General features: G+C 55.4%; 20 protein-coding genes and 3 tRNA genes. 7 read left to right on the top strand and 16 right to left on the bottom strand.

Annotated elements, in window-relative coordinates; genetic code table 11:
• Nucleotide 1: 1 nt before the first annotated feature.
• From paaY to paaA, 13 genes are all read right to left on the bottom strand, one after another.
• Nucleotides 2-598: a phenylacetic acid degradation protein PaaY gene (gene paaY, locus OGY10_RS18325; RefSeq protein ID WP_191221591.1), complete on the bottom strand. Its 597-nt coding sequence runs from the start codon at nt 596-598 to the stop codon at nt 2-4.
• An 11-nt stretch (nt 599-609) separates the two neighbouring features.
• On the bottom strand, nt 610-1,536 hold the full coding sequence (gene paaX, locus OGY10_RS18320; RefSeq protein WP_020996484.1) for a phenylacetic acid degradation operon negative regulatory protein PaaX: 927 nt from the start codon (nt 1,534-1,536) through the stop codon (nt 610-612).
• Between the two features lie 157 nt (nt 1,537-1,693).
• On the bottom strand, nt 1,694-3,013 hold the full coding sequence (gene paaK / locus OGY10_RS18315; RefSeq protein WP_003832244.1) for a phenylacetate--CoA ligase PaaK: 1,320 nt from the start codon (nt 3,011-3,013) through the stop codon (nt 1,694-1,696).
• A 28-nt stretch (nt 3,014-3,041) separates the two neighbouring features.
• The gene (gene pcaF / locus OGY10_RS18310; protein WP_191226157.1) at nt 3,042-4,247 is read right to left on the bottom strand and encodes a 3-oxoadipyl-CoA thiolase; all 1,206 of its coding nucleotides are present in this window, start codon (nt 4,245-4,247) and stop codon (nt 3,042-3,044) included.
• On the bottom strand, nt 4,247-4,669 hold the full coding sequence (gene paaI, locus OGY10_RS18305) for a hydroxyphenylacetyl-CoA thioesterase PaaI (protein ID WP_003832239.1): 423 nt from the start codon (nt 4,667-4,669) through the stop codon (nt 4,247-4,249). Before paaI ends, pcaF begins: the two co-directional genes overlap by 1 nt.
• A complete protein-coding gene (locus OGY10_RS18300) occupies nt 4,662-6,080 on the bottom strand; it encodes a 3-hydroxyacyl-CoA dehydrogenase (RefSeq protein WP_191226158.1) in 1,419 nt (472 codons plus the stop codon). The genes paaI and OGY10_RS18300 overlap by 8 nt, the downstream gene beginning before the upstream one ends.
• A 3-nt stretch (nt 6,081-6,083) precedes the next feature.
• Complete coding sequence (gene paaG, locus OGY10_RS18295) at nt 6,084-6,872, bottom strand: 2-(1,2-epoxy-1,2-dihydrophenyl)acetyl-CoA isomerase PaaG (protein ID WP_100272613.1); 789 nt, start codon at nt 6,870-6,872, stop codon at nt 6,084-6,086.
• Nucleotides 6,873-6,874: 2 nt separating this feature from the next.
• Complete coding sequence (paaF, locus tag OGY10_RS18290; RefSeq protein WP_191226159.1) at nt 6,875-7,642, bottom strand: 2,3-dehydroadipyl-CoA hydratase PaaF; 768 nt, start codon at nt 7,640-7,642, stop codon at nt 6,875-6,877.
• A complete protein-coding gene (gene paaE, locus OGY10_RS18285; protein WP_008784414.1) occupies nt 7,639-8,709 on the bottom strand; it encodes a 1,2-phenylacetyl-CoA epoxidase subunit PaaE in 1,071 nt (356 codons plus the stop codon). Before paaE ends, paaF begins: the two co-directional genes overlap by 4 nt.
• Nucleotides 8,710-8,716: 7 nt before the next feature.
• Complete coding sequence (paaD, locus tag OGY10_RS18280; protein ID WP_191226160.1) at nt 8,717-9,214, bottom strand: 1,2-phenylacetyl-CoA epoxidase subunit PaaD; 498 nt, start codon at nt 9,212-9,214, stop codon at nt 8,717-8,719.
• A gap of 12 nt (nt 9,215-9,226) precedes the next feature.
• Nucleotides 9,227-9,982, bottom strand: coding sequence for a 1,2-phenylacetyl-CoA epoxidase subunit PaaC (gene paaC / locus OGY10_RS18275; RefSeq protein WP_191226161.1), 756 nt, complete (start codon nt 9,980-9,982; stop codon nt 9,227-9,229).
• Between the two features lie 7 nt (nt 9,983-9,989).
• Complete coding sequence (gene paaB / locus OGY10_RS18270) at nt 9,990-10,277, bottom strand: 1,2-phenylacetyl-CoA epoxidase subunit PaaB (protein WP_032943000.1); 288 nt, start codon at nt 10,275-10,277, stop codon at nt 9,990-9,992.
• A gap of 10 nt (nt 10,278-10,287) precedes the next feature.
• Nucleotides 10,288-11,217, bottom strand: coding sequence for a 1,2-phenylacetyl-CoA epoxidase subunit PaaA (paaA, locus tag OGY10_RS18265; protein ID WP_032942998.1), 930 nt, complete (start codon nt 11,215-11,217; stop codon nt 10,288-10,290).
• 285 nt (nt 11,218-11,502) lie between these two features.
• Here paaA and paaZ point away from each other — a divergent pair, with 285 nt between their 5' ends.
• On the top strand, nt 11,503-13,548 hold the full coding sequence (gene paaZ, locus OGY10_RS18260) for a phenylacetic acid degradation bifunctional protein PaaZ (protein ID WP_191226162.1): 2,046 nt from the start codon (nt 11,503-11,505) through the stop codon (nt 13,546-13,548).
• An 82-nt stretch (nt 13,549-13,630) separates the two neighbouring features.
• Here the strand turns inward: paaZ and OGY10_RS18255 are convergent.
• Nucleotides 13,631-13,706: transfer RNA gene (locus OGY10_RS18255), tRNA-Asn, on the bottom strand.
• Nucleotides 13,707-13,866: 160 nt separating this feature from the next.
• Between OGY10_RS18255 and OGY10_RS18250 the strand changes: the two genes are divergently transcribed.
• Entirely contained in the window at nt 13,867-15,354 is a 1,488-nt protein-coding gene (locus OGY10_RS18250) for an EmmdR/YeeO family multidrug/toxin efflux MATE transporter (protein WP_003846749.1), read from the top strand.
• A gap of 99 nt (nt 15,355-15,453) precedes the next feature.
• Nucleotides 15,454-15,529: transfer RNA gene (locus OGY10_RS18245), tRNA-Asn, on the top strand.
• 618 nt (nt 15,530-16,147) lie between these two features.
• On the opposite strand, the gene cbl is transcribed toward OGY10_RS18245, so the two are convergent.
• Complete coding sequence (gene cbl, locus OGY10_RS18240) at nt 16,148-17,098, bottom strand: HTH-type transcriptional regulator Cbl (protein ID WP_032942990.1); 951 nt, start codon at nt 17,096-17,098, stop codon at nt 16,148-16,150.
• Between the two features lie 101 nt (nt 17,099-17,199).
• A complete protein-coding gene (gene nac / locus OGY10_RS18235) occupies nt 17,200-18,117 on the bottom strand; it encodes a nitrogen assimilation transcriptional regulator NAC (protein WP_286577150.1) in 918 nt (305 codons plus the stop codon).
• A 326-nt stretch (nt 18,118-18,443) separates the two neighbouring features.
• On the opposite strand from nac, the gene OGY10_RS18230 reads away from it, so the two are divergent.
• The 4 genes from OGY10_RS18230 to fecR all read left to right on the top strand — a co-directional run bounded on the left by OGY10_RS18230 (nt 18,444) and on the right by fecR (nt 21,610).
• Nucleotides 18,444-18,519, top strand: a tRNA-Asn gene (locus OGY10_RS18230).
• A gap of 346 nt (nt 18,520-18,865) precedes the next feature.
• A complete protein-coding gene (locus OGY10_RS18225) occupies nt 18,866-19,849 on the top strand; it encodes an alpha/beta hydrolase (RefSeq protein WP_191226163.1) in 984 nt (327 codons plus the stop codon).
• Between the two features lie 289 nt (nt 19,850-20,138).
• Nucleotides 20,139-20,660 carry a ferric citrate uptake sigma factor FecI gene (fecI, locus tag OGY10_RS18220; RefSeq protein WP_008784388.1) on the top strand — a complete coding sequence of 174 codons (522 nt, stop codon included), beginning with the start codon at nt 20,139-20,141 and terminating at the stop codon, nt 20,658-20,660.
• Nucleotides 20,657-21,610: a ferric citrate uptake sigma factor regulator FecR gene (gene fecR / locus OGY10_RS18215; protein ID WP_286577148.1), complete on the top strand. Its 954-nt coding sequence runs from the start codon at nt 20,657-20,659 to the stop codon at nt 21,608-21,610. The genes fecI and fecR overlap by 4 nt, the downstream gene beginning before the upstream one ends.
• Nucleotides 21,611-21,625: the final 15 nt, after the last annotated feature.

Here is a 21,625-nt window from a genome sequence, read left to right as displayed (position 1 = left end):
GCTAACTCGCTGACTTAGGTTGCAAATTCTCATCAAACTCCAGCCGCTTTCTGTCGGGTTCTACCGCAGTCAGCGGCTTCACTTCTGCAAGCGTCTGCTGACAGCGCTCCACCAGCACCTGATACTCGCGAGTGCCCTGTTTTTTCCACACCAGTTCCTGCTCAGTTAACATGCGAATCGCTTTTGCCGGGCTGCCGACAATCAGATGGTTGGCAGGCATCTCAGCGCGCGCTTTCACAAACGCCGAAGCACCAACGATACTGTTTTCACCGATGGTCGCGCCATCGATAATCACCGCGCTCATGCCGACCAGCGCGTTACGCCCAATCACACAGCCATGCAGAATCGCGCCGTGGCCGATATGTCCGTCCTCTTCCACCACCGTATCCTGGCCGGGAAATCCGTGCATCACGCAGTTATCCTGGATATTCGCCCCATCTTTAACCACGATACGCCCAAAATCTCCGCGCAGGCTGGCGTTGGGACCAACATAAACACCTTTGCCGAGAATGACATCGCCAATCAGCACTGCGGTTGGGTGAACATAGCTTTCTGCAGGAACTACCGGGATCATCCCGTCAATCTGGTAAATCGGCATGGCTTCTCCTGTTACACCTCGGCTAATCCGCCGAAGCGTTGATAATAGAGCGGACCCGGCGCGGGCAGTTCCCCCACCGAGCTCTCGCCTTTTTCGCTGACGAAAACCTGGGCGCCGGGCGCAACACGTTGATAAATATTAATGCACAGCTGACGCGCCGTCTGACCCAGCCAGTGAGCAGGCAACAATTCTTCCGGCAACAGCGGATCTTTGAGCACAACCCGACGATAGAAGTGAATGAGCAACAGGCGGATCTGGAAGCAGCGCTCTGGCGTAAGTTCGTCCGGCCCGGCGTCACGCAGTAGCGGTAACAACGGACGGAACAGCGTGATAAACGCCTCGTACATGGCATTTTGTTCGGTTAAGTGCCAGCACCCTTCTACCCGCTCACGCAGCGCAGCGCGGGAGAGTGCCAACGGCGAATGCGCCTCAAAAACGATGACGTTTTCCGCTACCCCAGCTTCATGAAGCAGCGACTGTACGTCCGCCAGCTTTTGCGATGGCGACGCCAGCAGACTCGGCGCCAGTACGCCAAAACCTTGCCATAACAGCTGCTTTTTAACTTCGGCCAGGGTATTTTTCTCCAGCCCCTCCGACAGCAGCAGCAGCCAGGTACCGTCCCACTCAGGGGCACTGGCACGGTAGATTTTGCTCTCGGCGCGGCGCGTCAAGCGTAGCCCTTTATCACTCAGGCGGTAGAAACTGCGGCGGCCGATACGTACTACGTCCAGCCATTCTTCTTTATTAAGGCGAAACAGCGCGGTACGTACAAAACGTTCACCAAAGCCAAGCCCTTCCAGCAGCGCGGCAACGCTACCAAGCCAGACTTCTCCACCGCGTTGCGATAAACAGTCTCCGTAAAGCGAGGCGATAAGAGAGGTGCCGCTGACCGGCATTGCGGTTACCGCCTGCTGAATAAAACTATCGAGTTTTTCCATATGATTCATACTGTTGTCTTTTTTGTCCTTTTTGAATCATAGCACAGGATAATTTGCGCGATATGGCAGGAATTTGTAGGCCGGATAAGGCAACGCCGCCATCCGGCAACTTGTGCGCTCTCGCCTGGTGGCGCTGCGCTTATCAGGCCTACGAGTCTTAACCGTTGGCGGCAACTTTGCGCAGGTCGAACACCCGGCACGCCTTTCCTTCTGAGCGCGGGATGCTGCCGCAGTTAACAATGCTTACGTCCGTTGAAATACCGACCATCGACTTAATACGATGACGCAAATGATGGCAAATCTGGCAGCGCTGCTCATGGCTTAGCACCAGGCTACTCTCTTTAAGCTCCACGCGTACCGAAAGCGAATCAAGATGTCCTCGGCGATCCACTTCCAACTGGTAATGCGGAGCCAGATGTTCAATCTTGAGGATCTCTTCTTCCACCTGCGATGGGAAGACGTTGACGCCGCGAATAATCAGCATATCGTCGCTGCGCCCGCTAATGCGATCCATACGACGCATCGTGCGTGCGGTACCCGGCAGCAGGCGGGTCAGGTCGCGGGTACGATAACGAATGACCGGTAGCGCTTCTTTCGTCAGCGTGGTGAACAGCAGTTCGCCGTGCTCTCCGTCGGCCAGTGGCGTACCGTCATCCGGATTGACCACTTCCGGGAAGAAATGATCCTCCCATATTGTCGGACCATCACCCGTTTCGATGCACTCCATCGCCACGCCCGGCCCCATCACTTCCGAGAGGCCATAAATATCCAGCGCCGTAATACCCAGGCGACGTTCGATCTCCGCGCGCATCCCCGTTGTCCACGGCTCTGCGCCAAAGACACCGGTACGCAGCGAACAACCCCGCGCGTCACCGCCCATCTGGCGCTCCAGCTCTTCAATCAGGTTCAGACAGTAGGATGGCGTGACCATAATCATGTCAGGTTTGAAATCGCGAATCAGCTGCGCCTGTTTCTCGGTTTGACCGCCGGACATCGGGATAACCGTTGCCCCCAGGCGTTCCGCGCCGTAGTGCGCGCCCAGTCCGCCGGTGAAAAGGCCATAGCCATAAGCGACGTGGATTTTATCTTTCGCGGTACCGCCTGCGGCACGCAGCGAGCGGGCGACGATGTTAGCCCAGGTATCGATATCATTTTGCGTATAGCCCACCACTGTCGGTTTACCCGTGGTGCCGGATGATGCATGGATACGCACCACCTGCTCCATCGGTACCGCGAAGGTGTCGAAGGGATAGTTGTCACGCAGATCCTGCTTGGTGGTGCAGGGAAACTTGCTCAGATCGCTCAGCTCACGGAAATCATCCGGGTGAACCCCCGCCGCGTCGAACTTACGGCGGTACATCGGGACATTTTCATAGGCGTGTTTTAACGTCCATTTCAGGCGCTCGGTTTGCAAAGCCTGTAATTCGTCACGCGATGCGGTTTCAATCGGATCTAATTTTGTTGTTGTCGTTGTCATTTTGTAGGGCACTCGCAGGTCAATTAGCTCACACTCGCTCAAGGATCATGGCAATGCCCTGACCCACGCCAATACACATCGTACACAGCGCATAACGTCCATTGCGTCGTTCCAGCTCCAGCGTTGCAGCCAGCGCTAACCGCACACCGCTCATCCCCAGCGGGTGACCTAAAGCGATAGCCCCCCCATGGGGATTCACGTGTTCTGCGTCATCTGCCAGTCCAAGCTGTCTCATCACACCCAACGCCTGGGCGGCAAAGGCTTCATTCAGCTCAATCACATCCATATCGTTGATATTCAGCCCGGCGCGCTCCAGCACTTTTCGTACCGCAGGAACTGGCCCAAGCCCCATAAACTTCGGCTCCACGCCCGCCGTCGCCATCGCGACAATGCGTGCACGCGGCGTTAGTCCCTGGGCCTTTATGTGTTGCTCGCTGGCTACGATCATTGCTGCCGCGCCGTCGTTCACCCCAGAGGCATTGCCTGCGGTAACCACGCCGTTCTTACGAAACGGTGTTTTCAGTTGTGCGAGTTGCTCCAGCGTGGTTTCTGCACGCGGATGTTCATCTTCACGTACTGCGCTAACTGCCCCTTTCTTGCCAATGATTTGTACCGGCACAATTTCCTGCGCCAGAATGCCGTCACGCTGGGCTTTCGCCGTGCGCTGCTGGCTGCGATACGCAAAGGCGTCCTGGTCCTCTCGGCTTATATTTAACAATTCAGCTACATTCTCCGCCGTTTCCGGCATGCTGTCAGTTCCGAATTGTTGCTGCATGAGCGGGTTCACAAAACGCCAGCCAATGGTGGTATCAAACATTTCTGCCTGACGCTGGTATGGCGTCGTTGCCTTACCCATCACGAACGGCGCGCGGGACATTGACTCAACACCACCAGCGATCAGCAGGTCGGCATCACCGGCTTTGATCGTGCGAGCAGCGAAGCCGATCGCATCAAGCCCGGAGCCGCACAGACGGTTGATGGTCGTGCCGGCAACACTGTGCGGATAACCCGCCAGCAGGGTCGCCATATGCGCCACGTTGCGGTTATCCTCGCCCGCCTGGTTGGCGCAACCGAAGATCACATCGTCAATAGCGCTGGGATCCAGGCGTGGGTTGCGGTTGAGTAATTCACGCAACGGGATGGCCGCCAGATCGTCGGCACGCACGCCTGCCAGCGCCCCGCCGTAGCGACCAATCGGGGTACGAATACCGTCACAAATAAATGCGTCACGCATTAGACTTCTCCTGTAATCGTGCCACCGATGCGGTGGGATTTGCCGCGAAACAGAGCCACGGTTTTGTGTTGCTGATTGACAATTTCAATGTCGTAAACGCCAGTGAGTTTGCCTTGCTGCTTGACCCGCGCGGTGGCGGTCAGTTTGTCACCTGCAAAGGCCGGACGCAGAAAGTCGATACTGGCTGCTGAGGCTACTGCTGCCAGTCCCTGACTGTTGCAGGCGTAAGCAAAGGCGGTATCCGCCAGCGAGAACAGTTGCCCGCCGTGACAGGTCTGATGGCCATTCAGCTGCGACGGCGACACGGTCATAGTCATCTGCGAATAACCGTCGTCCATCTCAATAATTTCAATCCCCAGCGCCTGCGCGCAGGTGTCTTTCACATACATGGCGCGGGCGTTGCGCCAGGCTTCATTACTCATGACGCATCTCCATCAGCGCTTTCTGGCGCAGCAGCGCACTCGGGCGATAGCGTTCCTCGCCATAGTGCTGTTGTAGATTTTCCAGCAGACGCAGCACACGTCCCCAGCCGAGCGATTCACCCCAGGCCAGCGGCCCGTGCGGGTAGTTGACCCCCAAGCGCATGGCGGTATCGATATCCTCGGCGCTGGCGACTCCTTTTTGCAGCGCATCCAGCGCTTCGTTCGCCAGCATCGCTACCGTGCGCCATACCAACAGCCCTGGGTAGTCGGCAATACGCAGCACTTTTTTGCCCTGCTGCTGGAAGTAGTACACCGCTTTGTCGGTGGCTGAAGCCGGGTTGGTTGGTGCGCTTGCCAGAACGACGGTGTCGCCCGCAGCATGGTCATACACCACCACCGGGCGCTGGTGCTGCGCGCTTAAGGCCAGCGCGGTTTCACCGGTCGTTTCAAGGAGCAGCACATCATCCAGTTCAGTGACAACGTCACGCTTGATATTTTTTGCTGCATTTCCAGGCGCTACCGCTGCAACAGCCAGTTCAGGCGATACCTCAGCAGGCCAGCAATAGACGCCGTGGCCACTCTTCTTGCCCAGACGCCCCGCCAGAGCGAGCTCCTGTTGCAGCAAAGACGGTAGAAAACGGCGGTCCTGCCAGAAGGCGTTAAACACCGAACAGGTCACGGCAAAGTTGACGTCCTGACCAATCAAGTCGGTCAGCGCCAGCGGTCCCATCGGGAAGCCGCCGCCGTCACGCAGCGCCGCATCAATCACTTCCGCTGACGCAACCTGTTCTTCCAGCGCGCGCCAGGCTTCAGCGTAATACGGACGTGCCACGCGGTTGACGATAAAACCCGGCGTTGAGCGGCAGCGCACCGGCTGCTTGCCCCAGGCAGTCACGCACTGGCAAAGCTGCTCGACTACCTCGGTTGAGGTGGCAAGCCCGCTCACCACTTCCACCAGTTTCATCACCGGTGCCGGGTTAAAGAAGTGCAGCCCCGCCACACGTTCCGGATGCTTCACTCCCGCCGCAATCGCGGTAATTGAGATCGACGAGGTATTACTGGTTAGCAGCGTTGACGGCAAACAGATCTCCGCCAACTGACTAAACAGCGCTTTTTTAATTTCCAGCTGCTCGGAAGCGGCTTCAATCACCAGTTGTGCATCGGCAAACTGATTCAGTTCAGTCGCGGGGGCGATCCGTGCCAGCAGCTCACTGGCCTGTTCCGCACTGATTTTTCCACGACCAACACGAACGTCGAGTCGCTGGCGAATACCCTCAATGGCGCGAGTAATCGCCTCAGCGGAAATGTCATACAGCAGGACCGAATGTCCGGCGCTGGCAGCCACCTCGGCAATACCTGCACCCATTGTTCCGCCGCCGATCACGGCAACGCGATGAAGAGTTTGCGTCATGGCTTATTTCCCGCTGAACTGTGGTGGGCGTTTGCCGAGAAAGGCGCTGACCCCTTCGCGGTAGTCGTCGCTGCGACCGGCCATGCGCTGGTAGTCGCGCTCAAGCTCAAGCTGCTGATCCAGCGTGTTGGTTTCGGAAAGCTGCAAGGCTTTCTTAATCAGCCCCAGGCCATAGGTCGGCTGCGTCGCGAAATGGCGCGCCATGGTCAACGCGGTATCTTTCAACTCGGCATCGTCGACCACTTGCCAGATCATGCCCCACTGCGCGGCCTGTTCGGCGCTGAGGTTATCGCCAAGCATCAGCAAACCCACGGCGCGAGCGCGACCGACTACGCGCGGCAGCACCCAGCTTCCGCCGCAGTCCGGCACCAGGCCGAGTTTGCTGAAGGCCATGACAAACTTCGCCGAGCGCGCGGCGAGGACGATGTCGCAGCCCAAGGCCAGTGTGGCACCAGCACCAGCGGCAACGCCGTTGACGGCGCAGATAACCGGCTTCGGCAACGCGGCTAAGCGGCGCACCAGCGGGTTGTAGAAGCGTTCCACCGACATGCCCAGATCTGGCGCGGGGCCGCTCGGGTCAACGTTACGGTCGTTCAGATCCTGTCCGGCGCAAAATCCGCGTCCGGCGCCGGTGATCAGCAGGCAACGAATGGTGTCGTCGCGCTCGGCCTGTTTCAGGCAATCGGCAAGCTGCTGGTGCATCACGTCGTTAAAGCTGTTGAGTCGGTCCGGGCGGTTCAGGATGATAGTCATCACGCCCTGCTCCACTTCGCTGAGAATAAATGCGTCCACGATTAGCGTCCTTTAAATTCCGGTGTGCGTTTTTCTAAAAAGGCGCTGACGCCTTCACGACGATCTTCGGTGCCGCTCAGCAGCGTAAACAGCTGACGTTCCTGCACCAGACCGGCCTGGAGCCCCACTTCTTGCGCAGCGCGTAGAGACTGTTTTGCCGCCCGCAGCGCCAGCGGTGAGTGACGGGCGATGGTCGCCCCCAGCTTGAGCGCGTATTCATCGGAGAGATTCACCGGGTGAATGTCACTCACCAGCCCGGCCTGTTGCGCTCGTTCTGCATCAATGCTTTCACCGCTCAGCACCATTCGGCTGGCCAGCGCTTTACCAACACAACGGATAAGCCGCTGCGTACCGCCCGCCCCTGGCATGGTGCCGAGAGTAATTTCCGGCAGGCCGAAGCGCGCGTTATCCCCGGCAATCACCAGGTCGCACAGAAGAGCCAGCTCGCACCCGGCTCCCAGCGCGTAACCGTTAACCACCGCGATCAGCGGCTTGTTGAAGGCATCAATACGTGCCCACAGGCGAGGACGAACATCGTCGAAAGTGGCGGGCAGATCTTTTTCCGCCATTTCGTTGAGATCGGCCCCGGCGGCGAAATAGCGCGTGTTGCCGCTAATCACGCAAACGCTGATGCTGGCGTCCGCCGCCGCGCTTTCCAGCGCGTCAGCAATCTGCGTTAGCAGCGCATTGTTCAGGGCGTTACGCGCCTGCGGACGGTTCAGAGTCAGTTGCAGTACACGGTCGTGACGGGAAATCAGCAGTTCGCTCATGCCATCCCCCGCGCATCGAAGTCGACCACTACGTCACCGCTGGTTGGCAGCGCCTGGCAGCTCAGCACATAGCCCGCCGCCAGTTCATCGGCTTCAAGGCTATAGTTGGCGGCCATCGCCACCTCGCCGCTGACCACCTTGCATTTGCAGGTGGCGCACACGCCGCCTTTACAGGCGAACGGCAGGTCAGCGCCCTGGCGCAACGCGGCGTCGAGAATGCTGTCATCTTCCGCATTCAGTGAAATCAGGCGATCGCGCCCATCCTGACGAAGGGTGACCGTGCGGCCTTCCGCCTGCACGCCGGTGGCGCGTTTCACGCTGGTCCCCGGCGTATTGAAACGCTCAAGGTGAATGGATTTTTCCGCTATGCCCAGTTCGCGCAGTGCCACTTCGGCTTCATCCATCATTGCCGATGGGCCACAGATAAAGGCGTCGTCAAAGCGGCTGAAATCGAGCAGGTTTTTGCCCAGCGCACGCAGTTTGTCGCCGTCAATACGACCCTGTAGCAGATCGCTGTCCATCGACTCCTGACTGAACAGGTGCACCACCTGTAAACGCTGCGGATAGCGGTCTTTCAGATCGGCCAGCGCCTGACGGAACATCATGCTGTGGCTGCTGCGGTTGCCGTAGATCAGCGTGAACTGGCTGGCCGGTTCGGTCGTCAGCGTCGCTTCAATAATCGCCATCATCGGCGTAATGCCGGACCCGGCGGCAATCGCCAGATATTCGGCTTCGCGCTCGGCCTGCGGCTGGTAGCCGAAGTGCCCCTGCGGCACCATCACTTCCAGCGCCATACCCTGCTGGATATCCTGCTGGGCATAGCGGGAGAAACGCCCACCGTCGATAGCTTTAACCGCGACGCTAATTTCCGACGGCGAGCGGCTGCGACAAATGGAGTAACACCGACGCAGCTCTTCTCCACCGAGGTGAGCTTTCAGCGTCAAATGCTGGCCCGGTCGAAAGGCGTAGTCATTACGCAGCGCGTCAGGAATGGTGAAAGTGATGGTCACCGCATCGCGCGTTTCCGCTTCGACGTTGGCCACGGTAAGCGAATGAAATGTTGTCATCGCAACCTCAAATACATTTAAAGTAATCAAAGGGTTCACGGCAGCTGTCGCAGCGATACAACGCTTTACAGGCCGTGGATCCGAATTCGCTAATCAGCGAGGTATGGGTGCTGGCGCAGCGCGGGCACTGTACGTCAGTTGGCATTTCGGCATGGCAGGCGTGGGCCTGCGGCGGGCTGATACCATACTGGCGCAGGCGTTCGCGGGCGTCCGGGCTCATCCAGTCAGTGGTCCACGGTGGGTCAAGCTGCAGGACGATATGTACTGGCGTATAGCCGTGCTCCGCCATCACCATGCGAATTTCACCCAGTAGATGCTCGGTGGCCGGGCAGCCGGAGTACGTCGGCGTAAAGCCAATCACCCAGCCGTCGCCGTGACGCTCAACGCGGCGCACCATGCCGAGGTCGGTAATGGTCAACACCGGGACTTCCGGGTCTGGAATGGCGCTTAGCAATCCCCAGACGGTACGCACCTCCGGGGGTGCGATAGCGGCGAGACGTTGCATAGCCACCTCCTGTTACCACTGCTGGCCGGGATACGACCGCTGCAAGTACTGCATCTCGGCCAGCATCGGGCCGAGATGTTCGCTGTGCAGCCCCTGCTTGCCGCCGCGACGGAACGCCGCTTCTTCAGGGATTTGCAGACCCGCATCGAGCAGCGCGGTGTGCACCGTGGTCTGCCATTCAGCTTCTAATTCGCGCGGGTCAACGGCGATGCCCTGCTCGCTCAGGCTGATGTCCAGCTCGTCGGCCATAAACAGTTCACCGGTGAAGCGCCACAGGTTGTTGACCGCCTGCTGCATCAGTTGCGCGGAGTAGTCAGTACCATTCCCCAGTCGTTCCAGCCAGCCGCGGCTGAAGCGCAGGTGATAACGCACTTCTTTCAGTCCTTTGGCAGCGATAGCCGCAATCTGCTTATCGCGGCTGTTAACCAAACGAGTGAACAGCGCCACATGCCAGACATCGATAAAGAACTGGCGAGCGATCGTGTCGGCAAAGTTGCCGTTAGGCTGTTCCACCAGCAACAGATTGCGGAACTGACGCTCGTCACGACCAAAAGCCAGTGTGTCTTCGTCGCCGCTACCCGCCAGTTCGGCGGCGTAGCTGAGGAAGTTGCGCGCCTGCCCCAGCAGGTCGAGGCCGATATTAGCCAGCGCCAGATCAATCTCCAGCTCCGGCGCATGACCGCACCAGGCACCCAGACGCTGAGCCAGCACCAGGCCGTTATCGCCCAGACGCAGGGCATAGGTTGCAACGGTATTCAGGTTATTCATCGTTGCCTCACATATGTTCCATGCCGTCCGGCACGGTGTAGAACGTGGGATGGCGATAGACTTTGCTCTCCGCCGGGTCAAAAAATTCACCGCGTTCTTCCGGCTGTGACGCAACAATTTCGCTGGCTTTCACCACCCAGATGGAGCAGCCTTCGCTGCGGCGTGTATAGGCATCGCGTGCATTTTCCAGCGCCATCTGGTCATCGGCGGCATGCAGACTGCCAACGTGACGGTGTGATAACCCCTGTTTGCTGCGGACAAAAACTTCGTATAACGGCCAGTATGTTTTGCTCATGACTCTCTCCTTACGCCGCGTCGCGGGCCTGTTGCTTTTCGGCGTGCGCCAGTGCGGCCTCGCGCACCCATGCCCCTTCTTCCCAGGCCTTACGCTTTGCGCCCAGACGTTCGTGGTTGCAGACACCACGACCGTTGATGACCTCATTAAATTCCTGCCAGTCGATCTCACCGAATCGATATTTCCCCGTCGCTTCATCAAGCTGTAGGTCGGCGTCCGGCACGGTCATACCGAGGATTTCTACCTGCGGGACCGTGTTATCAACAAAGCGCTGACGCAGTTCGTCATTGGAGTGCAGTTTGATTTTCCACGCCATGCTGCGGGCACTGTTCGGTGAGTTGTCGTCGTTCGGGCCAAACATCATCAACGCAGGCCACCAGAAACGGTTGATGGCGTCCTGCAGCATCTGACGCTGTTCCTCGCTACCAGTAGCCAGCGCCATACACGCTTCGAAGCCCTGACGCTGATGGAAGCTCTCTTCTTTGCAGATTTTGACCATCGCCCTGGCATACGGGCCGTAGGAGGTACGACACAGCGCCACCTGGTTAACAATCGCCGCGCCATCGACCAGCCAGCCGATCACACCGATATCCGCCCAGCTAAGGGTTGGGTAGTTGAAGATGGAGGAGTATTTCATCTGGCCGTCGAGCATCTTCTGGTACAGATCTTCACGCGCGCAGCCCAGTGTTTCCGCCGCGCTGTAGAGGTACAGACCGTGTCCGGCCTCGTCCTGTACTTTTGCGAGCAGAATGGCCTTACGCCTCAGCGTGGGTGCGCGGGTTATCCAGTTGCCTTCCGGCAACATGCCGACAATTTCCGAGTGCGCATGCTGGCCAATCTGGCGGATCAGCGTCTTACGGTATGCGTCCGGCATCCAGTCCTGCGGCTCGATGGCCGTTTCCTGCGCGATGCGCTGGTCAAAGCGTTGTTCTTCTGTCACGACATCACCTTATGATTCCGATAATTTCAACAAATCAATATTTGTGAATCACTTTGTTTTATAAAAGTTACATCTTGGTTAAATAAAACCACAAATTTTGTTTGCTGGTTTTGCGATACTTGTCGCAAATGGTTTTTGTTTATCCATTAATAACAGATAGATAACCAATGAAGGTAAAGTGTTCGCGATCTCATTGTTAATAAATTATTAAAATCTCGCTTGCATTTTGTGATTCATAAAAGAACTATTTAAAGAGATATTACGGAACACATCTGGAGATTAACGATGCAGCAGTTAGCCAGTTATTTATCCGGTGCCTGGCAGACAGGCCGGGGCCGCACCCGCACCATCCACCACGCCCTTACCGGTGAAGCGCTTTGGGAAGTGACAAGCGTTGGACTGGATATGGCGCAGGCGCGCCGCTTTGCTATTGAGCACGGCGGCAAAGCGTTACAGGCAATGAGTTTTATTGAGCGCAGCGCGATGCTAAAAGCGGTGGCGAAGCATTTAATGGAACTGAAAGCCGATTTCTATGCCTTATCCGCGCAAACCGGAGCAACGCGCGGTGACAGCTGGGTCGATATCGAAGGCGGCATTGGCACGCTTTTCACTTATGCCAGTCTCGGTGGCCGCGAGCTGCCGGACGATACGCTGTGGCCGGAAGACGAACTGATCCCGCTGTCCAAACAGGGCGGTTTTGCCGCACGCCACGTGCTGACCTCCAAATCCGGTGTTGCGGTGCATATCAACGCCTTTAACTTCCCCTGCTGGGGTATGCTAGAGAAGCTGGCGCCAACCTGGCTTGCCGGGATGCCAGCCATTATCAAACCTGCAACCGCCACCGCGCAGCTCACTCAGGCAATGGTGAAAGCGATTATCGACAGTGGCCTGGTACCGAACGGCGCAATTAGCCTTATCTGTGGCGGCGCGGGCGACCTGCTCGATCACCTCGACAGCCAGGATGTGGTGACCTTTACCGGTTCTGCTCATACCGGGCAACAGTTGCGCGTGCACCCCAATCTGGTGGCTAAATCGGTTCCATTCACCATGGAAGCGGATTCACTCAACTGCTGTGTGCTGGGTGATGACGTCACCCCAGAACAGCCTGAGTTTGCATTGTTTGTACGTGAAGTAGTGCGCGAGATGACGACCAAAGCCGGGCAGAAATGTACCGCTATCCGCCGCATTATCGTGCCACAGGCGCAGGTGAAAGCGGTCAGCGAGGCGCTGATTACCCGTCTGCAAAAAGTGGTAGTGGGCGATCCGGCGCAGGAAGGCGTGAAGATGGGGTCGCTGGTGAATAACGATCAGCGTCAGGACGTACAGGATAATGTGAATCGTCTGGTTGAAGCCGGGTGTGAGGTGCTGCTGGGCGGAAAAGCAGATCTGAGCACGGCTGGGGCTTTCTTCCCGCCAACGCTGCTGTTTTGTCCGCAGCCGGATGAAATTGCCGCGGTACATGCAATTGAAGCCTTTGGTCCGGTCGCCACGCTGATGCCGTATCAAAATACCGGGCATGCCATGACGCTGGCGCGCGCCGGTGAAGGCAGTCTGGCAGGAACACTGGTGACGGCGAGCGGCGAACTGGCGCGAGAGTTTGTCCTCGGTGCGGCCCGTGCCCACGGGCGTATTCAAGTGCTGAACGAAGAGTCCTCGGCGGAATCGACCGGTCACGGCTCTCCGCTGCCACAGCTGGTCCACGGCGGGCCTGGACGTGCAGGCGGCGGTGAAGAGCTGGGTGGGCTGCGCGCGGTGAAACACTACATGCAACGCACCGCCATTCAGGGCAGCCCAACCATGCTCGCGGCGGTAAGCCAACAGTGGGTGCGTGGCGCTCGGGTGGAGGAAGATCGTATTCACCCGTTCCGTAAATACTTCGAAGAGATCCAGCCGGGCGACAGCCTGCTGACGCCACGTCGTACACTGACCGAAGCGGATATCGTTAACTTTGCCTGCCTCAGCGGTGACCACTTCTACGCCCATATGGACAAGATTGCAGCAGCCGATTCCATTTTCGGCGAGCGCGTGGTGCACGGTTACTTCCTGATTTCCGCCGCAGCCGGTCTGTTTGTTGACGCGGGCGTCGGTCCGGTGATTGCCAACTATGGCATGGAAAACCTGCGCTTTATCGAGCCGGTTAAGCCGGGCGACACTATCCAGGTGCGTTTAACCTGCAAACGCAAAACGGTGAAACATCAGCGCAATGCCGAAGAAAAAGCGACCGGCGTGGTGGAGTGGTCGGTGGAGATCTTTAATCAGCACCAGCAGGCGGTGGCGCTGTATTCCATTCTGACGTTGGTTGCGCGTCAGCATGGGGATTTCCCGGCGTAAGATTCCGGTTTAGCTTCGCTCGATCAGGTTTGAAACATAAAGCAAAAAGCCTGCTTAGTTTCCTAAGCAGGCTTCTTAAATATGGCTCCTCTGACTGGACTCGAACCAGTGACATACGGATTAACAGTCCGCCGTTCTACCGACTGAACTACAGAGGAATCGTTGTGGAGGCTTATCTTAGCGGCGAAAAAAATTTTGTCAAACCCCATTTCCTCGAATGCGAATCAATTGATGCTTCTCTCGACAGTTTGTTGCATTTACAGACATTTTAAATAGAAAAAACTTTGCAGCTTTTTTGATTCTCCCTCATCATTTGAAATGAGGTTTCAACTTTCTTCGTTAAGGTCCACTTTGAACGTCTCCGCTGCCTTACGCCAGGTCGCTTCCCGCACGCCCTGGTATGCCAAACGCAAGAGTTATAAGGTTCTCTTTTGGCGCGAAATCACTCCGCTGGCTGTCCCCATTTTTCTGGAAAACACCTGTGTGCTATTGATGGGTGTTCTCAGTACCTTCCTGGTCAGTTGGTTGGGAAAAGAAGCGATGGCCGGTGTCGGACTCGCCGACAGCTTTAATATGGTCATCATGGCATTTTTCGCCGCCATCGATCTGGGCACCACCGTGGTTGTAGCATTTAGCCTCGGGAAACGAGATCGTCGACGGGCCAGAGCCGCGGCCAGACAATCACTGGTGATCATGACAATTTTTGCTACCGTTCTGGCAGCTGTCATTCACTATTTTGGTCAACAGATTATTGACGTTGTCGCAGGTGAAGCAACGCCAGACGTTAAAGCTTTGGCACTCACCTATCTGGAGCTGACGGTGCTCAGCTACCCGGCGGCAGCCATTGCGCTGATCGGCAGTGGCGCACTACGTGGAGCCGGAAATACAAAAATACCGTTGTTGATTAACGGCGGCATGAACATCCTGAATATCATCATCAGTAGCATCCTGATTTACGGGATCTTTTCCTGGCAAGGTCTGGGATTTGTGGGAGCAGGCCTGGGACTGACCATTTCGCGCTACATCGGGGCGATTGCCATCATCTGGGTACTGATGATTGGTTTTAACCCCGCGCTGCGAATTCCCTTCAAAAGCTATTTTAAGCCACTCAATCTCGCCATTATCTGGGAGGTGATGGGGATCGGCATTCCGGCAAGTATCGAGTCAGTGCTGTTCAATGGCGGTAAACTTTTGACGCAGATGTTTGTTTCAGGCATGGGAACCAGCGTTATCGCCGGGAACTTTATTGCATTTTCTATCGCCGCGCTTATCAACTTACCGGGGAATGCTTTAGGTTCCGCGTCGACAATCATTACCGGCAGGCGTTTGGGAAATGGCCAGATTGCCCAGGCTGAAATCCAGCTACGGCATGTATTCTGGCTGTCGACGATCGGCCTGACGGCAATTGCCTGGTTAACCGCTCCTTTCGCCGGGGTGATGGCCTCATTTTATACCCACGATCAGGATGTAAAAGAGGTCATAGTCATCCTGATTTGGCTCAACGCAGCATTTATGCCGATATGGGCAGCCTCCTGGGTGTTACCAGCAGGCTTTAAAGGTGCGCGAGATGCACGTTTTGCTATGTGGGTATCGATGCTGGGCATGTGGGGCTGCCGCGTAGTCGCGGGTTACACCCTGGGTATTGTATTAGGATGGGGAGTTGTCGGCGTTTGGTTAGGTATGTTCTTCGACTGGGCCGTACGCGCTGCGTTATTTTACTGGCGTATGGTCACCGGCCGCTGGTTGTGGAAATACCCGCGCCCCGAACGCGAAAAGTGCATAAAACAACCGGTTGCGTCTGAATAAGCGGCGAAATGGGGAATATTTCAGCAAACGATCGCATTTATCTATTCAGGCTTTGACAACGCTGAGCGGCATCGCTAATATTCGCCTCGTTCAAACGATTCCTCTGTAGTTCAGTCGGTAGAACGGCGGACTGTTAATCCGTATGTCACTGGTTCGAGTCCAGTCAGAGGAGCCATATTTAAGAAGCCTGCTTAGGAAACTAAGCAGGCTTTTTGCTTTTCTGCGATCCCATTCGCCAGGTAGAGCGCTTCACTCCACACCAGGTTTTTCCATACTGCCGACGGGAGAATGTCCGTCTGCTTATGCAAAATGTCTCTATGATCCAATTCGTTAACGTCAGGGTTAAGTATCTTATCGTGCAACGACATCAGAATGAGACCCATACTTGCCCATGCCGATACTGCTGAAAGCAGCGCTAACCGCTTTATTAGTAATCCCACTGAGTACAATAGCCGGTGAGAAAGTCACGCTACGTTGCCCGGACAGAGGCTGGGCGGAGGTGACATTTCATTTGTTCCAGCACGTTAGCGTGCTGTGGGAAAACAATAGTTTTTATATTTCCGATGCCCGCCGTAGTCAGAGTAATAAATTCTATACGTTTACCAATCGAGATGTTCTTTCGGTGAAGAATGGATTTCAGTTTATTTATGCGGATTCGGGCCGGGCGGTGTCTTGTTCGATATTGTCGCGGGTGCCGACGCAGGATCTGAGGCTGGAGACCTTGAGGTAACGCAGCTTTCTACCCGCCATTCAGCAACGTCAGAGAAGCCCGTTCGCTCACGGGCTTTTGTAGTTAAATCTGATAATCAATCACCGCTTCATCTGGCTCCATCGCCTGGCGCTTAATTTCATCGACGGATAGCCCTGCATTGCATAGCTCGATGAATCGCCAGACGTAGTTGCGCTGCAGCTGTCCGCGTTTAAGCCCTAGCCAAACGGTATTTGCATCAAACAAATGCCGGGTATCCAGACGGGTTAAGGTCCCCTCTTCCTGCTCGCCGCTGGATTGCTCTGCCACCAGCCCAATCCCCAACCCCAGCGACACGTAAGTTTTAATCACATCCGAGTCCTGGGCGCTGAGAATAATATCCGGTATCAGCCCTTTGCGAGCAAATGCTTCATCGATGCGGGAACGCCCTGTAATCCCCTGACGATAGGTAATTAACGGCCAGTGAGCAATAGACTCCAGCGTGAGCGGAGAGGCTTTCACTAATGGATGGTCGTGAGGAACAAGCAGGCTGTGGTGCCAACGAAACCAGGGAAAAGCCACCAACAATGGATCGCTGCTCAGCCGCTCACTGGCAATTCCGATATCTGCCCCGCCATTTTGTAGCAGGACATCAATCTCCTGTGGCGTACCCTGAATAAGTTCCAGACGCACCTCAGGGAACAGCTCACGAAAATCTTTTATCACCGCAGGCAAGCTATAGCGTGCCTGGGTATGCGTGGTGGCAATCGTCAGAACGCCGGACGTGTCATTGGTAAACAGATCCGCCAGTCGACGAACATTGCTGGCCTCATTCAGAATACGCTCGGCAATAACCAGCAAGGCTTTACCCGGTTCGGTCATGCCCAACAGGCGTTTACCGCGACGGATAAAAATCTCGATACCAAGTTCATCTTCAAGTTCACGAATGTGTCGGCTGACGCCCGACTGCGAGGTGTACAGTATATTCGCGACCTCTGTCAGGTTGTAATCCTGACGGGCCGCCTCGCGGATTATTTTAAGTTGCTGGAAATTCACGTTTCGCTCCGGGCACATCAGACATTACGCTATTGTTAAAGTCTGATGCCCGGCATAACAAATAATAAAAACCTGCATCTTATTCCTTGCGGGAATAAGGTTTAGCTGACCAGTTGCAGCTCGCGATTTTCCAGCGCCGGACGGCTGACCAGCGACAACAGGATCTCCTTCACGGCCTGCGCCTGGGGCGATAAACTCCCTCTGGCTGATACGTTCAACGATAATGGCAGATTCATCGATGGTGTTGTGATGCGCGCCATCCAGCCGTTAGCCGCATTGCATAATGAACGGGCGGCCGACTCAGGCAACACTGTGACACCCATACCACTGGCAATGGCGGCCGTTAGGGTGGAGATAGACTCAATTTCGCCAATCACTTTAGCCGTTAAGCGACGTAGCGAAAAAGCTTCATCCACGCGCAGGCGAACCGCGCTGTAATCCCGTGGCAAGAACAAATTCATCTGCGCCACTGCGGCTAAATCGACGCTTTGCCCCGGACACTCACGCGTGCCAACCAGGTACAGATCCTCTTTAAGCAACGGTTGACTGCTGATGCCCGCCACGGGTGAACGCTCATAGAGCACTGCCATATCTAATTGCCCGCTGAGCAGCTTGTCATTCAGCACTGCCCCACTGTTTTCATGCAAATAGACCAGCACATCAGGCAGTTCGGCACGTAGCGTCTGTAATAACGGCATGGTAATGGATGACGCGACTGTCCCCGGCGCAAGGCCGATAGAGACCTGTCCACTCAAGGTCTGGCCCACGTTATTAACCGCAAGTTGCGCCTGTTCGCACTGACGTAAAATCGTCCGGGCGTGGGTATATAGCACTTTTCCTGCTTCCGTCGGCGTGACGCCACGCTTGGTACGAATCAGCAATTGCTGATCCAGCTCACCTTCCAGCGTAGCGACCTGCTGGCTCAGCGCGTGTTGCGCAATGTGCAACACTTCCGCTGCCTGGGTCAGGCTACCAATATCGACGATTTTCACGAAATATTTCAGTCGTCTGAAGTTCATTTTGCCTCCTGTCGGAATACCAGAACCCGTGCTGGCAGTCATTAAATTCAGGATTGCAAGATGCTTGCCACTTTCGTCTAAAACGGTGTTTTACGGTTAAAGCCGCGTAAAGTCAGGAGTAAAAGCGAAGGAAGATCATTCTGCACACCTAAGTATCTCATTCAGGCTGCCCTGGAAGAGGTAGACACGCACCAGAATGGGGCAAAAGCATAAAAAGACGGAAAGATCGCCGCTTTGCTGATTTTGTCAGCAAACGAACACACAAATGTATTTACCCCTTTGACAAGCCTCACCACCCTCGCTAATATGCGCCTCGTTCAAACGATTCCTCTGTAGTTCAGTCGGTAGAACGGCGGACTGTTAATCCGTATGTCACTGGTTCGAGTCCAGTCAGAGGAGCCAAATTTAAGAAGCCTGCTTAGGAAACTAAGCAGGTTTTTTGCTTTTATGCTATTGCTCATTGCGCATATCAAAACCTCAACTTAGTCTGGCCAACACTTCATTCATAATAGCCGCAGGTATTTGTTCCAGACGCTTGCCGTTCCAGGCTTCCATATCAATAGACAGGAACAACAATGAGTTGAGATGTCCACTCTTCGCTCACAGTAGACTTTAAACTCACCCAGTACGTCCGCTCTGTGCCCAGAAGCGGCGTTTTCTATCGCCGCTGATATATTAATCAATGGAGAGCAGGCCATATTTATAATATAAATTGACGGATACGCTGAATTTTACAGGAACATCTCCAATGAATATTGCCGCCTCAATTGCCCTTTTGGGCGCTTGCCCATTTGTGAGTCTGGCGGCAGTACCGGAGACCTTTTCCGAAACTGTCCTGGATGCCGCAGGGCCAAAAGGCCCTTTGAAAGGCACGTTACTCACCCCGAATTCAAAACCAACAGCCGTTGTTCTTATCGTTCCTGGCTCCGGGCCAACCGATCGGGATGGAAACAACCCACTTGGTGTGAATGCATCGCCTTACCGACTTCTTGCTGAAGGCCTTGCTGCCAAAGGTTTTGCGACACTTCGTATCGACAAACGTGGAATGTTCGCTAGCGCAATGGCCGTAGAGGATGCCAATGCGGTGACGATTGCTGACTATGTTGACGACGTTCGATCCTGGGTAGACGTGCTTAGACGTCACATGCATACTCCCTGTGTTTGGGTTTTAGGACACAGCGAAGGGGGCCTAGTCGCACTTGCCTCGGCTCAAAAAGAGAATGTGTGCGGTGTGGTTCTTATCGCAACGCCTGGGAGGCCGATGGGCGAGGTGTTGAGGGGGCAACTTAACGCTAATCCGGAAAATGAAATTCTATTAAAGCAGGCGCTGCCGATAATTGATGCTCTGGAGCATCGGCGGCGAGTCGATATTACGAATATTCACCCAGCACTGCAAAGTATCTTTAATCCTGCTGTTCAGGGGTTTTTGATCAATGCGTTTTCATATAATCCGGGTCATCTCATTTCGAGTATTTCCAAACCCGTGTTAGTGCTACAAGGGCAACGCGATCTCCAGGTGGAAGAAACGGATGCAAGACTGCTTAAGGCCGCGAATCCTCAAGCGCCCCTGGTTATACTGCCCAATATGAACCATGTTATGAAAGAGGTGACTTCGGACGATCGCAAAGCGAATATCGCGACATACGCTGAACCCGCGCTCCCCTTAGCTCCCGGTTTAATCGACTCGATTGAGCATTTCCTGATCCGCAACTCACCTTTTCCAGAAAAGTAACAGCTGCTCTGCTCTCGGTGTCCTCCCAATACGGTTTACTTTTAAAGAGTTCAGCATGCTTTAAAGCATTCGTCTGCTCCATGCTCACAGCAGACATGGTCAGATGTCATTCCAACCGTCACATGCCAGAAGCAGACTCCCCTTCCCCATCCGATATCCACCTCATAACATTTTTATAAATAACAACGCATTAAGAAGTTCAACGTAATACAATTATATTTCTAATTGTAATGATAACCATTCTCATATTACTATAATCGCGTGATAATTAACTTTTGATACATTCCACATGTCTGACCACGCCACTACCACTGCTTCCTTTACGCTCGAGTCGCTTTATGGCGCACATCACGGCTGGTTGAAAAGCTGGCTGACGCGCAAACTCCAGTCCGCCTTTGATGCAGATGACATTGCCCAGGACACTTTTCTACGGGTAATGGGCAGCGACTCGCTCTCGACGATCCGCGATCCGCGCTCCTTTCTGTGCACTCTCGCCAAACGGGTGATGGTCGACCTGTTTCGCCGAAACGCGCTGGAAAAAGCCTATCTGGAGATGTTGGCGCTTATGCCGGAGGCGCTCGCGCCTTCCCCCGAGGAACGCGAGAGCCAGCTCGAAACCCTGCAACTCATCGACAGCATGCTTGACGGGCTGAACGGAAAAACACGAGAGGCGTTTCTGCTTTCGCAACTGGATGGTCTGACATACAGCGAGATCGCGCTGAAGCTCGGTATCTCCGTCAGCTCGGTGAAAAAGTATATGGCAAAGGCTATCGAACATTGTCTGCTGTTTCGTCTGGAGCACGGCCTGTGAACGCTTCTATCACCGATTCTCGCCGCCAGGCATTGCGCTCGGCATCGCACTGGTATGCTGTATTGAGCTGCGAGCGTATCAGCCCACAGCAAGAAGCGCGCTGGCAACAATGGTACGAAGAGGACAAAGATCATCAGTGGGCCTGGCAACAGGTTGAAAACCTGCGCAGCCAGCTCAGCCGCGTACCGGGCGATGTCGCCAGCCGGGCGCTGCACGATACGCGCCTTACCCGTCGTCATGTCATGAAAGGGCTACTGCTGCTACTCGGCGTAGGCGGCGGCTGGCAGCTCTGGCAGTCTGAAGCCGGTGAAGGTCTGCGCGCGGATTACCGCACCGCCAAAGGCGCGGTCAGCCATCAGCGGCTGGAAGATGGTTCTCTGCTGACGCTCAACACACAAAGCGCCGCGGACGTTCGTTTTGATACACGTCAACGCGCTGTCCATCTCTGGTACGGCGAAATTGCTATTACTACCGCAAAAGACGCGCAGCAGAGACCTTTCCGCGTTGTGACCCGCCAGGGCCAGCTCACCGCATTAGGCACAGAATTTACCGTCTACCAGCAGGACAACGTCACACGCGTTGTCGTTCAACAACACGCTGTTGAAGTCTTACTGGCAAATCGTCCGCAGGAAAAACGCATCGTCAGCGCTGGCGAGAGCCTGCAGTTTAGCGCGTCTGAATTTGGTGCAATAGCCTCAGCGGATGATGAAAGCGCCACCTGGACGCAGGGCATTCTGAGCTTCAGCGATAAACCTTTGAGTGAAGTGATTGCCACGCTGAGCCGTTATCGCAACGGCGTGCTGCGCTGCGATCCGGCTGTAGCCGGGTTACGCCTGAGTGGCACTTTCCCGCTGAAAAATACTGATGCAATCCTGGATGTTATTGCCAAGACTCTTCCAGTGAAAATTCAGTCAGTTACGCGATACTGGGTAAATATTTCCGCACTGTAAGAAAAATAATTCTCA

Source organism: Citrobacter sp. Cpo148, from assembly GCF_030332375.1.
Classification (GTDB): Bacteria; Pseudomonadota; Gammaproteobacteria; order Enterobacterales; family Enterobacteriaceae; genus Citrobacter; species Citrobacter portucalensis.
This window is presented reverse-complemented; position numbering and strand designations above follow the sequence as displayed.

Coding starts and splice junctions, on each gene's coding strand:
- fecI (WP_008784388.1), top strand. CDS start 20,139: ATGTCTGACCACGCCACTACCACTGCTTCCTTTACGCTCGAGTCGCTT.
- paaX (WP_020996484.1), bottom strand. CDS start 1,536: ATGGAAAAACTCGATAGTTTTATTCAGCAGGCGGTAACCGCAATGCCG.
- nac (WP_286577150.1), bottom strand. CDS start 18,117: ATGAACTTCAGACGACTGAAATATTTCGTGAAAATCGTCGATATTGGT.
- pcaF (WP_191226157.1), bottom strand. CDS start 4,247: ATGCGTGACGCATTTATTTGTGACGGTATTCGTACCCCGATTGGTCGC.
- paaF (WP_191226159.1), bottom strand. CDS start 7,642: ATGAGCGAACTGCTGATTTCCCGTCACGACCGTGTACTGCAACTGACT.
- paaC (WP_191226161.1), bottom strand. CDS start 9,982: ATGAATAACCTGAATACCGTTGCAACCTATGCCCTGCGTCTGGGCGAT.
- OGY10_RS18250 (WP_003846749.1), top strand. CDS start 13,867: ATGAGGTTTCAACTTTCTTCGTTAAGGTCCACTTTGAACGTCTCCGCT.
- paaY (WP_191221591.1), bottom strand. CDS start 598: ATGCCGATTTACCAGATTGACGGGATGATCCCGGTAGTTCCTGCAGAA.
- paaZ (WP_191226162.1), top strand. CDS start 11,503: ATGCAGCAGTTAGCCAGTTATTTATCCGGTGCCTGGCAGACAGGCCGG.
- paaK (WP_003832244.1), bottom strand. CDS start 3,013: ATGACAACGACAACAACAAAATTAGATCCGATTGAAACCGCATCGCGT.
- OGY10_RS18225 (WP_191226163.1), top strand. CDS start 18,866: ATGAATATTGCCGCCTCAATTGCCCTTTTGGGCGCTTGCCCATTTGTG.
- paaD (WP_191226160.1), bottom strand. CDS start 9,214: ATGCAACGTCTCGCCGCTATCGCACCCCCGGAGGTGCGTACCGTCTGG.
- paaE (WP_008784414.1), bottom strand. CDS start 8,709: ATGACAACATTTCATTCGCTTACCGTGGCCAACGTCGAAGCGGAAACG.
- OGY10_RS18300 (WP_191226158.1), bottom strand. CDS start 6,080: ATGACGCAAACTCTTCATCGCGTTGCCGTGATCGGCGGCGGAACAATG.
- paaB (WP_032943000.1), bottom strand. CDS start 10,277: ATGAGCAAAACATACTGGCCGTTATACGAAGTTTTTGTCCGCAGCAAA.
- paaI (WP_003832239.1), bottom strand. CDS start 4,669: ATGAGTAATGAAGCCTGGCGCAACGCCCGCGCCATGTATGTGAAAGAC.